The sequence below is a fragment of the Chitinophaga skermanii genome (assembly GCF_003259335.1).
GTDB classification, from domain to species: domain Bacteria; phylum Bacteroidota; class Bacteroidia; order Chitinophagales; family Chitinophagaceae; genus Chitinophaga; species Chitinophaga skermanii.
The window spans coordinates 167631-180808 of record NZ_QLLL01000003.1 but is presented as its reverse complement, the minus strand read 5'-3'; the positions used below and the strand labels follow the sequence as shown (position 1 = coordinate 180808).

Annotated in this window: 13 protein-coding genes; 5 read left to right on the top strand and 8 right to left on the bottom strand. The window is 41.9% G+C overall.

Annotated elements, in window-relative coordinates; genetic code table 11:
• The first annotated feature begins 142 nt into the window (after positions 1-142).
• The gene (locus tag LX64_RS08430; RefSeq protein WP_111597207.1) at positions 143-2068 is read left to right on the top strand and encodes a TonB-dependent receptor plug domain-containing protein; all 1926 of its coding nucleotides are present in this window, start codon (positions 143-145) and stop codon (positions 2066-2068) included.
• An 89-nt stretch (positions 2069-2157) separates the two neighbouring features.
• Here the strand turns inward: LX64_RS08430 and LX64_RS08425 are convergent, their stop codons facing one another.
• From LX64_RS08425 to LX64_RS08410, 4 genes are all read right to left on the bottom strand, one after another.
• Entirely contained in the window at positions 2158-2706 is a 549-nt protein-coding gene (locus tag LX64_RS08425) for a PepSY-like domain-containing protein (RefSeq protein ID WP_111597206.1), read from the bottom strand.
• A gap of 64 nt (positions 2707-2770) precedes the next feature.
• A complete protein-coding gene (locus LX64_RS08420) occupies positions 2771-3460 on the bottom strand; it encodes a porin family protein (RefSeq protein WP_158538581.1) in 690 nt (229 codons plus the stop codon).
• A 16-nt stretch (positions 3461-3476) separates the two neighbouring features.
• The gene (locus LX64_RS08415; protein WP_158538580.1) at positions 3477-4544 is read right to left on the bottom strand and encodes a BamA/TamA family outer membrane protein; all 1068 of its coding nucleotides are present in this window, start codon (positions 4542-4544) and stop codon (positions 3477-3479) included.
• A gap of 89 nt (positions 4545-4633) precedes the next feature.
• Positions 4634-5161, bottom strand: coding sequence for a hypothetical protein (locus tag LX64_RS08410; protein WP_111597203.1), 528 nt, complete (start codon positions 5159-5161; stop codon positions 4634-4636).
• A gap of 715 nt (positions 5162-5876) precedes the next feature.
• Here LX64_RS08410 and LX64_RS08405 point away from each other — a divergent pair.
• Together LX64_RS08405 and LX64_RS08400 are read left to right on the top strand one after the other, a co-directional pair.
• On the top strand, positions 5877-6509 hold the full coding sequence (locus LX64_RS08405; protein WP_111597202.1) for a DUF4136 domain-containing protein: 633 nt from the start codon (positions 5877-5879) through the stop codon (positions 6507-6509).
• Positions 6510-6530: 21 nt separating this feature from the next.
• Positions 6531-7175, top strand: a complete 645-nt coding sequence (locus tag LX64_RS08400; RefSeq protein WP_111597201.1) for an outer membrane beta-barrel protein — start codon at positions 6531-6533, stop codon at positions 7173-7175.
• Positions 7176-8061: 886 nt separating this feature from the next.
• Here LX64_RS08400 and LX64_RS08395 read toward each other — a convergent pair.
• Genes LX64_RS08395 through LX64_RS08385 form a run of 3 tightly spaced genes read right to left on the bottom strand, consistent with a single transcriptional unit; the run spans position 8062 to position 10724 of the window.
• Positions 8062-8613, bottom strand: coding sequence for a DUF4136 domain-containing protein (locus tag LX64_RS08395; RefSeq protein ID WP_111597200.1), 552 nt, complete (start codon positions 8611-8613; stop codon positions 8062-8064).
• A 39-nt stretch (positions 8614-8652) separates the two neighbouring features.
• Positions 8653-9708 carry a DUF481 domain-containing protein gene (locus tag LX64_RS08390; protein WP_111597199.1) on the bottom strand — a complete coding sequence of 352 codons (1056 nt, stop codon included), beginning with the start codon at positions 9706-9708 and terminating at the stop codon, positions 8653-8655.
• Positions 9702-10724 (bottom strand): hypothetical protein, encoded by a 1023-nt coding sequence (locus tag LX64_RS08385; RefSeq protein WP_148707249.1) that lies wholly within the window; start codon positions 10722-10724, stop codon positions 9702-9704. The genes LX64_RS08390 and LX64_RS08385 overlap by 7 nt, the downstream gene beginning before the upstream one ends.
• 357 nt (positions 10725-11081) lie before the next feature.
• Between LX64_RS08385 and LX64_RS26000 the strand changes: the two genes are divergently transcribed.
• Positions 11082-11249, top strand: coding sequence for a hypothetical protein (locus LX64_RS26000; RefSeq protein ID WP_158538579.1), 168 nt, complete (start codon positions 11082-11084; stop codon positions 11247-11249).
• A 30-nt stretch (positions 11250-11279) separates the two neighbouring features.
• Here the strand turns inward: LX64_RS26000 and LX64_RS08380 are convergent, their stop codons facing one another.
• Positions 11280-11780 carry a hypothetical protein gene (locus tag LX64_RS08380; RefSeq protein WP_111597197.1) on the bottom strand — a complete coding sequence of 167 codons (501 nt, stop codon included), beginning with the start codon at positions 11778-11780 and terminating at the stop codon, positions 11280-11282.
• A 373-nt stretch (positions 11781-12153) separates the two neighbouring features.
• Between LX64_RS08380 and LX64_RS08375 the strand changes: the two genes are divergently transcribed.
• A complete protein-coding gene (locus LX64_RS08375; protein ID WP_111597196.1) occupies positions 12154-13176 on the top strand; it encodes an HAD family hydrolase in 1023 nt (340 codons plus the stop codon).
• Positions 13177-13178 lie beyond the last annotated feature (2 nt).

Genomic DNA, 13178 nt, shown 5'->3' with positions numbered 1-13178 from the left:
ACTACCCACTTTTTAATACTTTATTCACACAAATTTGTTAAACTAAAGTAAAATATAGCTTAAATACTATTCGGGTTTAATAGTTTTCCTGCCTTACCTTTGCCCCCGCATTAACAATATTGCTCATCAAACAACTAAAGAAATGTTTTCCCTGAAGGATAAACTTCTTTTTGCAGTATGCTTGTTACCGGTGCTTGCATCGGCACAAACGCAAAACAAACAATTAGATCCTGTTACCGTTACGGCAACGATACAACCTACCACCAGTTCTCGTACCGGCAGAAACTTGGTGATCATCAAAGGCGAAGAAATTGCCAAATTACCTGTTCACTCGCTCGATGAACTCTTGCGCTATGTACCGGGTTTAGAAATCCAAGCACGCGGCCCTATGGGTGCACAAAGCGATTTCGTAGTACGCGGCGGAACTTTCCAACAAGTACTCGTTATTATCGACGGTATGCGTGTAAACGACCCGAACACAGGTCACTTCAATAGCTATATTCCTGTTACACCGGGCGAAATTGAAAGAATCGAGGTATTGAAAGGTGCTTCTTCTGCTATTTATGGTTCTGAAGCTGTGGGTGGTGTTATTCATATCATTACAAAAGCATTTGCTACCAATAGCGGCAAAGCCCAACAAAGCTATAATGCCAGTCTTACGGGTGGCGCCTATGGCCTCGTGAACGGCAGTGGAAGCGCTTACTACAATAATGGCAAAACAGCGATTAGCGCCGGGGTGTTAAGCAACAATGCCGATGGTCAACCACAACGAGGTACCAATGGTTTCTTGCACTTAAACACCTTCTCATTATCCGCTTCTCACCAAATCAACGAAAACTGGCAAGTAGCGGCTCGTTCTAGCTACGATACACGCAACTTCGCGGCCCAAGGTTTCTACACAACATTTGCTTCGGATACAGCCAGCGAAAACGTAAATACTTTGTGGAACCAAGTACAAATTAGCTACGAGAAAGGTAGAGATCGTTTTAGTTTCCGTGCAGGTTACAAAACAGTAGACGATACGTACAAGTACAACCCGTCTTCTTCCGCTAACTTGTCGACCTCTAAATTATGGCAGATCCTTAGCACCTACGAACATGGTGTTACACAACGTGGTAGCATGATTGTAGGCGTTCAATATCAAAATAAAAGCATTGCTTCTAACGACCGTGGCAACCATACCCTTAACCAAGCAGCAGCTTTCGTGGGTTGGAACCAAACAATTGGTGAACACTTTACATTAAATCCTGCTTTACGCTTGGATTGGAATGAAGGAGGTGGCTATGAATTGGTACCGCAAATGAACGTTTCTTACCGCCAAGAATGGTTCCAATTGAGAGCTAGTGCCGGTAAAACGATCCGCGACGCCGATTTCACAGAGCGTTATAATAACTACAATAAGCCAACTGTTGCCAGCGGCAGAATTGGTAACCCTAACCTCACAGCCGAACATTCGTTCAGCTACGAAGGTGGTGCCGATTTCTTTATTGGTCAGCATATTAAAATCAGTACCTCCGTATTCCGTCGCCAGCAAAGCGATTTGATCGACTGGGTAACTACACCATACGCCAACATGCCACGTAAAGACAACCTCGTAGCAGGTGGTACGTATGCCTTGGCGAAAAACATTTCCAAAGTAAACACGACCGGTTTTGAAGGCGATATCCAGTACATTCACCCATTAGCGAACAAGCACAAGATTGTATTGAATGCCGGTGTGGTGTGGATGGATACTGAAAGCAGCGAAGGTGTTACTTCTTTCTACATTTCGTCGCATGCGCGTGTACTCACGAACTTCTCGGCCGAGTACCAAGCACCACGTTGGAACGTGTCGATTAACGGTTTATACAAAAAGCGTAATCCACAATCGGCGGCGGCTATTAAAGCTTACGTAAGCGACGATTACTTTGTAAGCAACGTGAAAGCATCCTACTTCATCATTAAAGATCGTTTATCGATCTTCGGAGAAGTGGATAATATATTCGATCGCAATTACCAAGATTTGTTAGGCGCACAAATGCCAGGCAGGTGGGTAATGGGTGGCGCTCGTTTCAGCTTTTCAAAATAGTAAGTAACTATATATTATTACAACACCCCATCTCGCAGGTACGCAAGATGGGGTGTTTTGTTTTTATATGATATGTAAGGACAAGCTGTTTATTTCTCCCCGAGATAGTTACCTTGCCCATCGAACAGCAAGCGTTTCGTTGCCTTATTAGCACTGGCAATTTTCACTTCCCAGCGGGAACTGATTTCTTGTGGTTCGATGATACGTTTTACTTTGTCTTTTACTGGGCGCCAGCCTTGGTAATTATCACCAATATACTTATTAATGCTTGCCGGTAGGCGCATATTGGTAGCGGTTTCATTCGCACGTACCAAGTTGCCGTTACGATCATACACTGCTTCAATATCAACGGTTTTACCCGTCATAGATAAATAGTAATAATCGTCGTTTGGCGACATGGGATTTTGTTCATCAATCTGCCAATCCTTTTTGTATACAGAGGTAGGCAGTTTCATGATTTGTTTGAGGTTTGCGGAAGGGAACTTCTTTTTGTAAGCGTCTATTACTTCCTTCGGCAATTGCTCTTTGTTAATACGTGTCGCTTCCAGGATGGTTGTTTGTTCTTGGGCGTGCAAGCTGGTGGTGCCAGCGAATAAAACAAAGAGTACAGCGGCGAGTGTGCATTTCAATAGTTTCATAACTGATAATTAAGATGTTTAACACTGAATGTTATGGGTGATTAAATAGCTATCCTACCTAGGTTTATTTCGTTTTCCCGATGGGGATGCCAACGCCTACCAGTATTTGCTGGTGTTTGCCGGTGAGCCCTGCATTGTCTTTATAAAAATTCATAAGTCCCAAATTGTACGTAGCGTTCAAGCGCATACCATGTCCTTTCATGAGGGTGTATTGTACATCAAATGAAAGGCCTACATCGATTCGCTTGATGTAGTCTTTTGTTTTCACTTGGTATGATAATGTACCGTTCTCGTCGTCTTTTTTATAGGTGTCTTTTGCTGTTGTACGAGCCGCTAATTGCGGTCCGAAGGCAATACCCCAGCTCGGCGTAATGTTATAGCGAATCATGGGCATTACATCGAGGTACGTTACTCTTCTATCGATATCTGTGCCTATTAGGTTTGAATCTAAAGGCGCGATGAGCTTGTTATCGTAATTCATTTCATTGGCGCCTTTCGGTTGTTTCATCACGATGTTCAATACCAAATCCCATTTCTCTTGCAACCTATAATTTGTGTAAGCACCAATAGCTAAGCCATAACGGGGTACTTGCCCATCTCCTTCCGTGATCCAGCTACCGGAGGCACCGAGGTAAATACCTACGCGTAAGCGTGTATTGGTAATTTTTCCACCGAAAACCAAGGCGATCAATGCTTGTGATTGTGCCGTGTATGTCAATAAACATAACAGGCAGCAACAAATAAGTTTCTTCATAATACAGCGTGTAAAATTATTTTGACCATCCATTACCGAATTGAACATAAAATGCAAATTGCTCGGGCCCACGCGCCACATCTACACCTGTATACAAGCCTAGTTTACGGGCTAGTAAATACCGAATACCAGTTCCATAATTGTACACCCATTCTGCTTCACCAAAATCGCTGTACTCGTTAAATGCCTTTGCTGTACCGCCAAAGAAAATAAGACTCCACCGGCGCCAAGCATTCCAACGTTGTTCTGTTTCTACGAGTAAGTTTGTTTTTCCTTGGTAACGGCCCTTCGGTACGCCTCTTAAATCGATGGAAGGCAGTAAATAAAAAGGTGCATCTCCAATTACTTGTTGCATATCTGCCCTAAACCCGCACACCCATTTTTTGGAAAACGGGATGTACTGATAGGCAAACGGGTTGAGATGGACGTAATTGAAATCACTACCTAAGTATTGGGTTGACCAATTGGCCAAGAAGTGGAACTTCGTGCCTTTATTGGGCGTGAATATATTATCACGTGAATCGTATTGAATAACGGCACCAATAATGCTACTGAGGTTATCGAATTCTTTGGGTGAAAACAGGGAATCGAGCTTTGTGTCGTTTCGAAGTTTTGCTTTGGTTTTCGAGAAGAAATATTGGCCACCCAGGTGCCAATTGGAATAGCCGATTCTTTTTGTACCTCTTAGAAAAACGGGGATCATTTTCAAATTCACTTCTATTTCTCTTTCCTTCTCCAGTACCGTTCGATAATAACTAATATTGATATTGGTATACCCCAATAAAACCGTATATCGCAAGTTCCATCGATCGAAGTTAGCACTACGTGCAGCACCCACTGCCCAGGAACCATTAGCGGTATACATACCCATTACGCCGGTCATATTCGGCATGGGAGGAGCCATATTTTTATGTGCAGCGTTTGCGGCTGTAGGTTTCCTAGGACTAATAAACACGGGCATCAAAGCAGCACCATAACCAATGGCCGGTTCTGTAATAGGAATTGGTACCGGCACAAAACCATGTGCATCTATCACCCAATCGCTCAAATCAAAGGCACCATCTAAGGAGTCTTTGAAACTCATTTTATGTTTTTGCGCCGACACCATTAGCCAACAAGTACATAACATTGTAATTAGGACACATCGTTTCTTCATACTGAAAGGCGAACGGATTAGTGTTTCACAACAGGCAGTAATTTCCTGCTGCTTTCTAACTCTTTAATAAATGGTAAATCATTCTGTACATACAGGCGCGAAACGCTTTCCAAGTAGTTATCTAATTGGAAGAACTTAGCGGCCCTGCTGCTGCCGAGCAATTTGGCCATACGTTTGTAGTAGCGTAATTGAATGGCGGCGTACTCTTTGTCGTTGTTCAGTAATTGTCGTGTTAAGGAAAACATCTTTTCTTCTTCAATCGAAGAATACATGTTGTTATAAAGTTTTAAAAGTGCTATTCGTTCGATCAACCACGGTCTTTTTTCTGTTTCGTAAGCAATGATTTCATCTATGAATTTGCTTTGTTCAGTAGGTGTGATGTCGAGGTAATCACTCATTAATAACTCGCGTGTTTTCCCGAAGATGGTAAAAACTAAATCAGGTTCGGGGGAAGGGGCGTATGTGCTGCCGGACGCATCTTGCGCAGAAACGGGTATAACACCGGTGAGTGCCAAGGCCATAACTAATAAGAAGCGATACTTCATACATTTTCAATTTAAAAGGTCTAACAAAACTTTACTCCAATACTTCAAAAACAGTTGACTTACGCGAGCCACACAGTTTTCTAAGGGTTATACAATATGCCTTTAAAACGATGAAAAGCTTGCAGCGTGGGAACACGCTGCAATTGCCATAATTACAATCCTATATTATGAAAAAAAATCTCCAATTATTGTAGGTCGCTCTACCTTGAAAACGATAAACAAATAAGCTACCAGCGCGCTGTTTATACGAAATCCAATTGATGAAACATACCTGTCGGAATACAAAATACTGTGTGTAAATAGTGCTTATTTACAGAGGTTGAGTGACCTATTTTGTTATACTTAGAAGTGAATGTTAGAGCAGCGATGGGGCGGCTTCTACTTTCATACAACATTCGATTGCTATAAAGGTTGACAGCTTCTTGGAAATTCATTGAAAAAAAAAAATTTCAACCTTGGTTGAACAAAATAAAACAACCCTTGTTGTTTTGATTAACGAGCACAAGATTAAAGATTTGACGCACGACTAAGACTCGACCCCCTAAGCATCTATTTCACATTTAGCATCATCAATTCATCGGTATTTATTTAACTGATAGGCTTGCCTAATAAGGTAGGTTCCGTATTACACGCCGGATTCCTTTCATAGCATATGCTTTGATTACACGGTGCGTTAACGCGAAGCATAGTATCCATTGACAATAAATATATCGCTATGAAAAGATGTACTACACTACTACTCTCCTTGTCCCTACTATTGCTGCTGGGAGCCTGTAGAAAGACGCCCGACCTCGACAAACTCTCCGGTAATTTCGTTGTACAAACGGATAAAGCGCCAGGGGTGGCTTTTACAGATTACAAGACTTATTACATCTCCGATACAATGGCGTACATCTCTACTGATCCAAAGGATTCGATTTTGGTAGATGATAATGCAAAAGCCATCGTCAGCCAAATTAAGTCGAACATGGCCGCCATGGGTTACACCTTTGTAGCGAGAGATAAAAACCCGGACCTTGGTATTAATACATTAGCCGTGAAGAACGTGAATGTAGGCGTTGTTTACCCCGGTTGGTGGTGGGGATACCCAGGATATTGGGATCCTTGGTATTGGGGATGGTATTACCCGTATTACTATCCATGGTCGGTGGCATATTCTGTTACTACAGGTAGCGTAATTGCCGAACTGATTGACTTAAAACATGTGAACGAACAACAGAAACTACAAGTTGTTTGGACCATGTCGCTCAACGGGGCATTAGGCAGTTCAGCCTCTACGAACTTACAAAGGGCACTGAATGGAATTGACCAAGCCTTTGTACAGTCACCTTATTTGAAAACGAACTAATGCTCACCTAAAAACTTTACCATGAAAAAGACGTTCCTCATAGCAGCTGTTGCTTTGTTTAGTTGGGGTGCAGCATCCGCACAAGAATATACTTCCAACTTAAACCCGCGTACGAGCGGCCTTAATAATATGTTTGGTTTATCTTGGGAGATAGCCATTCCCACTAATAACGATTTCTTAGATAAAACCAGCCTTAGGGGTGGTAAGGTAGAATACCGGCATTTTCTACCAGGCAAGCCTATTTCCTTTGGTGCTTCATTGGGATGGCAATCCTACGAGCAGTATATACCAACACAAACGATTACTTACGATAATGGCAACAAAGCAATTACAACGGATATGGATCGCGTGATTTATACTGTACCCATTGCTGCCATTGGTCACTACTACTTTAACTACGGCAAAACAGCCATGCCTTACCTTGGCGTGGGTGTGGGTGCGCAGTATAGTGAGCAAACAATTTATTACAACATTTTTGAAACGAATGAGAACACTTGGGGCTTTCTAGTACGTCCTGAAATTGGGGTACTCATTCGTCCGGGTCAAGCAAACTGGGGCATTTTAGCAGGTGCATCTTATTCATTTGCTACGAATAAAAACTCCTTGTTTGATCAAAGCAACCTTAAAAACGTGTCGTTCAATATAGGATTGTTCTTAACGAACTAACATCCACACAAGGCACAAAGATTTTGATGAGTGCTAATTTGTTTATGCTTAGGAACGCCGCCTCTTTTTCAAGATGGCGGCTTTTCTGTTCGCAAATGAGATTGTTTGATATACAACTGTACGTTTGCTAACTATGATCCATCTATTACCTATCTCATGATTTATTCTTCAAACTGCTTCACCACTTAGCTGCCAGTTCTTTACCCAGGTATGATGATTGTTTTCCATTTCAATCACCAACATTTTTTGCTTTCCCTCTTGTCGACTATTCCTTTACGCTTTCCCTTATGCTATCGCTTGTTTCTTAGCTTGCTTATCGCCTTTGTATGTTTCCATTTGTAGCGATGCCTATTGTGCATTCTTGCTCGTTTTGTATTGCTTGTATCCTTACCCCATTCGAAGGTAGGAAGCCTACCTGATGTAGCAAAATACCGTGCCGGAATATGCCGGTTTTAACCGCTTTTGACCGCTTTTTGCCGGATTGTGCCGAATAATGCCGCTTTATGCCGCTTTCTGCCGGAAAGTGCCGGAATGTGCCGGTTTTTGCCAATTACTGCAATTTTAAAGCATAATAAAGATGCAGTCCCAGTAAGGATTTCAGCAAAAAAATGTCGACAAAAGGCTTACTTACCCCTTGAAAACACTGGGAAAAGTGGTTAAAATGTCGGGAAAGTGTCGGCAAAAGGCTTACTAAATATCGACAAACACTGGGAACTTGTCGGTGAAGAGTCGGTAGAGAGTCGGTGAGTACTTGGTGAATAGTCGGTAACGCATCGGTGAAGAAGTGATAAGTAGTTGTTCATTAATGGGGATAGTGTTGCGCAAAAGAAACCCCGGTTAGGAAACTAACCGGGGTATTGTCAACCAAACTATAAATCATGCTTATTTATCGTGCAGGCAAGCTGCTCATTACTTTTGCTACTGCTTTTGGAATGGCTGTATCAGGATCTTTAACGGGGCCATCAATCTGGCTGTTGCCAATGCCTTCCCATAACAATTCTCTTTTAGCGCGATCCACTACGTCGATGATTAAGGAACCATCGATGTATTTATCTACGTTAAAAGTGGTATTGCTGCTAGCCATACCCATACCTCCACCCCAGTAATAAGGGCGATAGAAACCACCGTAACCAAAGTAGTCGGTGTTCGCGGTAACGCTTTGACCTTCTTTAGCAATGGTGTTTGCATTCACTAACAGATCGGCCGATGAAGTATCATTTACTTGGGTGTAACCTTTGGCGTTCATTTGTGCAATCACAGCATTCGTGATACGATCGCGGTTCAACTGGCTAATCATGCCTTTACCAGTGTAAATCGCGTAGGTTTTGTAGTTGCTGAAGCTGACGTTCTTATTTACATCAGACGAAACCTTCAGCGTGGGGCCGCATGCCATGATCACGAGCATAAGTCCCAAGCATAAGATCATTATACGTTTCATAAACTTTGATTTTTTAGATATGTAAATAGATATTCTCCTTTACCAAGTATAGCCTACGCCTAGCACCACTCCATAATCCAATGTTGCCGCATTCACATCGATAGGTTTGCTATCGTAGTTTGAATAAAATTGTGCTGTTATCGACAAATGCTTTACCAATTTCCAAGTAGCGCTTAGGGTTAAATCGTCGCGGATACGACCAGCAATAGCTGTACTGAAATACAAGGAATTGGAAGCCGATATACGCAAGCTGGGTGTACCTAATTGTAAATAATAGTATTGCAAGTAAACCGGTATTTCTAAGCCATTCTTTTGCCGCGTAGTAACCGTATCGGATGTCGAAGATTCCAACTGGTAGTTCACGCCAACCGCTCCCCGGAAATCGTTGCGTCGGTTCTTGATCAAAATAGGCCCCACTCCTGTAGCAGCTTGCACACGCGCAGATACACCGAGTTCTGTGATACGTTGGTATTGTACTTGTGTAACACTAAACCACTTTCTCAAAAATTCAATATAACCACCCAATGCAGCGTCTGCTTTTTCGATGCCCTTGAATTCTTGATCGATCGTGTAGATGATTTCACCAGATAATGCGTATGTCCATAACCGGGTATTGTAGCGAATATCATGACTTCCATTTACACGACCTATATCACTGCTTTTTGTGTAGCTGTAACCGAGACTCACTGTTCCTGTTAAGCGTCTCCAGAAGCGATGATCGAGATCGCGTAGATTGTCGATATCTTTAATCAGCATGTTAAAAGAACTATCGGCGGTATGTACGGTTACCATGCCGGGTTCATCACTGAAATCCAACACGCCGTAAAACCTATTATTGTATACATCTTCTATTGCGTAAAGTTTCCGCCTTACCCGGAGCTGCTTGATGTTCCGTAGTTTGATCGTTATATCATCACTAATCGCATCTGCATCAATCTCCAATTCCCCCATTTGCACATTCTTTACATGGCCTACGAGTTTATCATCATTGTAAAAGATCACCACGTCGGGCTCTCCCGGGAAAGTTTGCTGCGCTTGGGTTTGCGAATACGTAATACACAGCATTAACAGGAGTAATGCCAGGTATTTTACCATCGCCAACGGTAGTTCGTGGATAATAAACCCGACTTTCGACCGCCTAGGAAACCAAACTCCGCACGTATTTGCCAACGTTGATTAAATTGAAATTGTCCGCCTACCAATAAACTCCATTTGGAGGTCGCTTCTTTCTTCAACGAATAGTTCACTGTTAAGTCGGTTGCAACACCATTAAATCGATCGTACAAAGCTTGCGCGATTTGCTTGGTAACTACTTTTTGTGCCGGTGTTAAATCTTGATACCAATCTTCTACCTCATCTTTAATCGCTTGTAATTTATCTTCAGGAATATTGTGTTTTAAATCTCCGATATAAATAGAACCCTCTGTTGTTCTGTTTACAAAGAACCCAGTTGTGCCCACCCATACAGTAATGGTTTGATCTTTCTTATTAGGGAACATAAAATTGTATCCCAAACGGGGCGTAATCATCCATGTTTTTACTTTGCCTTCAATTTTGTCCATGGATGTCCAAGTGTGGTTAATATCGTTAATAGATACAATACCGTGGTAACCGCCTGCAATTGTGGTACCGAGGCCATATGTATATCCTTTAAAATCGGCAGTTGTACTAAATTGTATAGGCTCTACTACATTCACATGGGTTTTCGCCCATACACCGCCCAATATGCCATATACATTCAAAAAAGGTAATACCCATAAATCTAGCCGTGTATTAACAGATTGCAGGGTGGCTTTTACTTCACCAAATTTGATAAAATCGAATGGTACGGGTTCTTGGTCATTGAATCCAACTTTTAGGTCGGAAATATTGATCAACTGGGAACCGATGTATGGATTCAAGCCTACGCCTACTGGGTAAGGAATATTGAAACCACGTTTTTTCACCTTATCTCCCCAAATAGGAAAGCGCCATGGGTACCCCGAATTTTTCACACTATCCAGGTAGACGGAATCCTTGCGGGGCAGCTTGTTACCGGCACCGGCTTGGGCGTGTACATCCATCGAAAAAACGATGCAGAGAAGCGATATAAAGAATACCTGTTTAACCATTTTCGTAATTGAATAGTGAAATAGAGGTAGGGTGTGAACACCCTACCGATCATAACTATTTGCCAACTATAAAACCAATGCTTATGGTAAAAAGGATTAAGCGTTGATGCTAAAATTGTAAAAAATGCAGGGCGAGAACGCCCCGCAGTATTCATCGCCTATAGATTACACGCCTATAGTATTGTAAAGGCGGTGATGCTTACAGGTAATGAATCACGACAGCGGGTAAAACGTTTCACTGTTTCACTTTGTCCAAATTATGGCTGTACAATTCTAGCATATATAAACTTTAATATTTTTTATCAACAAGCGTGTAAATGCGTGTAATGATCTGTGAAATCAATCACTCCTTATTCAATGGCAGAAAAACGGCCCGGCCTGCATGATACAGCCATTACTGTCATTGATTCTCCGAACCGCTTCTGCCGTAATCTAAGCGTTGTATCTATGAAAGGCGATGCAATTGATGCTGTTTGCTCAATTGAAAACGTCACTGTGTATGAACAATGCTTAGGTGTACAGTGAAGCAACGTAATGTTTATTAATTAGCGTTTATTAATTAGCCGAAGCAGTTTGTTGGGTTTTACTTAATTCGTCGATGAAGGGTAATTGATTTTGAATAGAAGATTTTACTTCGTTTTGGATATAGCTTTCCAATTGTAAAAACTTCGCTGCATTCCTTGCTCCTACAGCTTTTGCTATTTTATGGAAATACTTTTTATGCAGCATATCGTATTCCACATCGTTATTAATCGTACGCTCTGCCAAATCGGTAATGCGATCGTCGTTTAGGTCGTTATAATTTTGCGCATACTCTTGTAAGATCTTGATGCGGTTACCGGCTAGCTTTTGACGATCTTTCTCGTAGGCATCGTATACGGGCCAGAAAGCTTTGCTTTGATTATCATCTAGGGCCATGTATTTCGTGATAATTTCTTTCTTGTCTTTCCCCCACACAGCTTGTACGATTTTTAGATCGTCATTATTCACTTGTGCATGTAGTGCCGAAGGAAGGAGCCATAATAGGAAGAGGCCTGCGAGCGTCATCTTTTTCATAGTAGATATTTGAGATTATCGTGTTTCGAATTAGAAAAGATGATGTGCGGCTAATTGATGTGCTTATGCGAAGGAGTGGGTTTTATGGCGGGGCTTATGTTACCCGGCTTGCAAATACTAACAAGGTTGACCAATGATTGTTGCGAAAAATGAAAATATTTTTTTGCCAACTATGAAACACTTAATTTGCATATAGCATCATTCCTAAGCATAATCGAGCATCTCATCGCACCCAGCGAATATTATTACCATGTAAACATCTCGATTATGCAATACATACAACACTTTCCCCTATTGCTTTTCAGCTAGTATTCAGTTTGTGCTTGCACAAATGATTTCACCATTTTCTCATCCTACAAAAAACTCTTCGCATATGAAATGGAACATCTATGTATTACTACTCATATTGTTGGTAGCCTGTAAAAATAATCCCAGTCCCAAAGGCACTACCGTACTAGAAGAAAATGAAGCGTTGGCAAATATTGATACAGTATTATCTGGCTGGAATGAAAGTACTGCCCGCACAAAAATTATGCAGTTTATTGATGCCGTAACCGATCCTAATGATCCCAATTATGTGAAACCTGCCGATCGCATTGCCGTATTCGATAATGATGGTACACTATGGTCGGAACACCCGTTTTACTTCCAAGGTTATTTCGCTTTAGATCGTATTAAATCGCTCGCCCCGCAAAACCCCAACTGGCAAAACGAACAGCCATTTAAAGGTATCTTAACAGGCGATATGGCCGCTGTACAAGCCGCCGGGGAAAAGGGTATTGTAGAAGTAATGATGGCTTCTCATGCCGGTATGACCACCGACCAGTTCGAACAAATTGTTACCCAATGGATCGACACAGCGAAACATCCTACCAAGCAAGTACCGTATACACAACTCACCTTCAAACCCATGAAAGAACTGGTGAAGTATTTACAGCAACACCAATTCAAATGCTACATTGTTTCGGGTGGTGGCATTGATTTTATGCGGCCGTGGACATATAAAACATACGGTATTCCCAAATCAAACGTAGTAGGCAGTTCTCTCAAACTAGTTTTCGAAATGCGGAATGACACACCGGTATTGATTCGCCAAGCCGCGGTCGATTTTATTGATGATGGACCCGGTAAACCGGTAGGCATTGCGAAATTCATTGGGAAGAAGCCTATTGCAGCCTTTGGTAATTCCGATGGCGATTTACAAATGTTACAATATACTACTGTTGGCGAACCAGGCTTGCGTTTAGGTGTTATTATCCATCATACAGATGCAGAACGAGAATGGGCATACGATCGCAACACCGCTGTAGGCAAGTTAGATAAAGCATTAGACGAAGCTCCTAAGCGTGGTTGGGTTGTGGTAGATATGAAAAACGATTGGAAAACTATTTACTAAAA

Excerpts from the sequence above, each read along its gene's own strand:
- LX64_RS08430 (WP_111597207.1), top strand. The coding sequence starts at position 143 with ATGTTTTCCCTGAAGGATAAACTTCTTTTTGCAGTATGCTTGTTACCG.
- LX64_RS08425 (WP_111597206.1), bottom strand. The coding sequence starts at position 2,706 with ATGAAACTATTGAAATGCACACTCGCCGCTGTACTCTTTGTTTTATTC.
- LX64_RS08420 (WP_158538581.1), bottom strand. The coding sequence starts at position 3,460 with ATGAAGAAACTTATTTGTTGCTGCCTGTTATGTTTATTGACATACACG.
- LX64_RS08415 (WP_158538580.1), bottom strand. The coding sequence starts at position 4,544 with ATGAGTTTCAAAGACTCCTTAGATGGTGCCTTTGATTTGAGCGATTGG.
- LX64_RS08410 (WP_111597203.1), bottom strand. The coding sequence starts at position 5,161 with ATGAAGTATCGCTTCTTATTAGTTATGGCCTTGGCACTCACCGGTGTT.
- LX64_RS08405 (WP_111597202.1), top strand. The coding sequence starts at position 5,877 with ATGAAAAGATGTACTACACTACTACTCTCCTTGTCCCTACTATTGCTG.
- LX64_RS08400 (WP_111597201.1), top strand. The coding sequence starts at position 6,531 with ATGAAAAAGACGTTCCTCATAGCAGCTGTTGCTTTGTTTAGTTGGGGT.
- LX64_RS08395 (WP_111597200.1), bottom strand. The coding sequence starts at position 8,613 with ATGAAACGTATAATGATCTTATGCTTGGGACTTATGCTCGTGATCATG.
- LX64_RS08390 (WP_111597199.1), bottom strand. The coding sequence starts at position 9,708 with ATGGTAAAATACCTGGCATTACTCCTGTTAATGCTGTGTATTACGTAT.
- LX64_RS08385 (WP_148707249.1), bottom strand. The coding sequence starts at position 10,724 with ATGGTTAAACAGGTATTCTTTATATCGCTTCTCTGCATCGTTTTTTCG.
- LX64_RS26000 (WP_158538579.1), top strand. The coding sequence starts at position 11,082 with ATGGCAGAAAAACGGCCCGGCCTGCATGATACAGCCATTACTGTCATT.
- LX64_RS08380 (WP_111597197.1), bottom strand. The coding sequence starts at position 11,780 with ATGAAAAAGATGACGCTCGCAGGCCTCTTCCTATTATGGCTCCTTCCT.
- LX64_RS08375 (WP_111597196.1), top strand. The coding sequence starts at position 12,154 with ATGAAATGGAACATCTATGTATTACTACTCATATTGTTGGTAGCCTGT.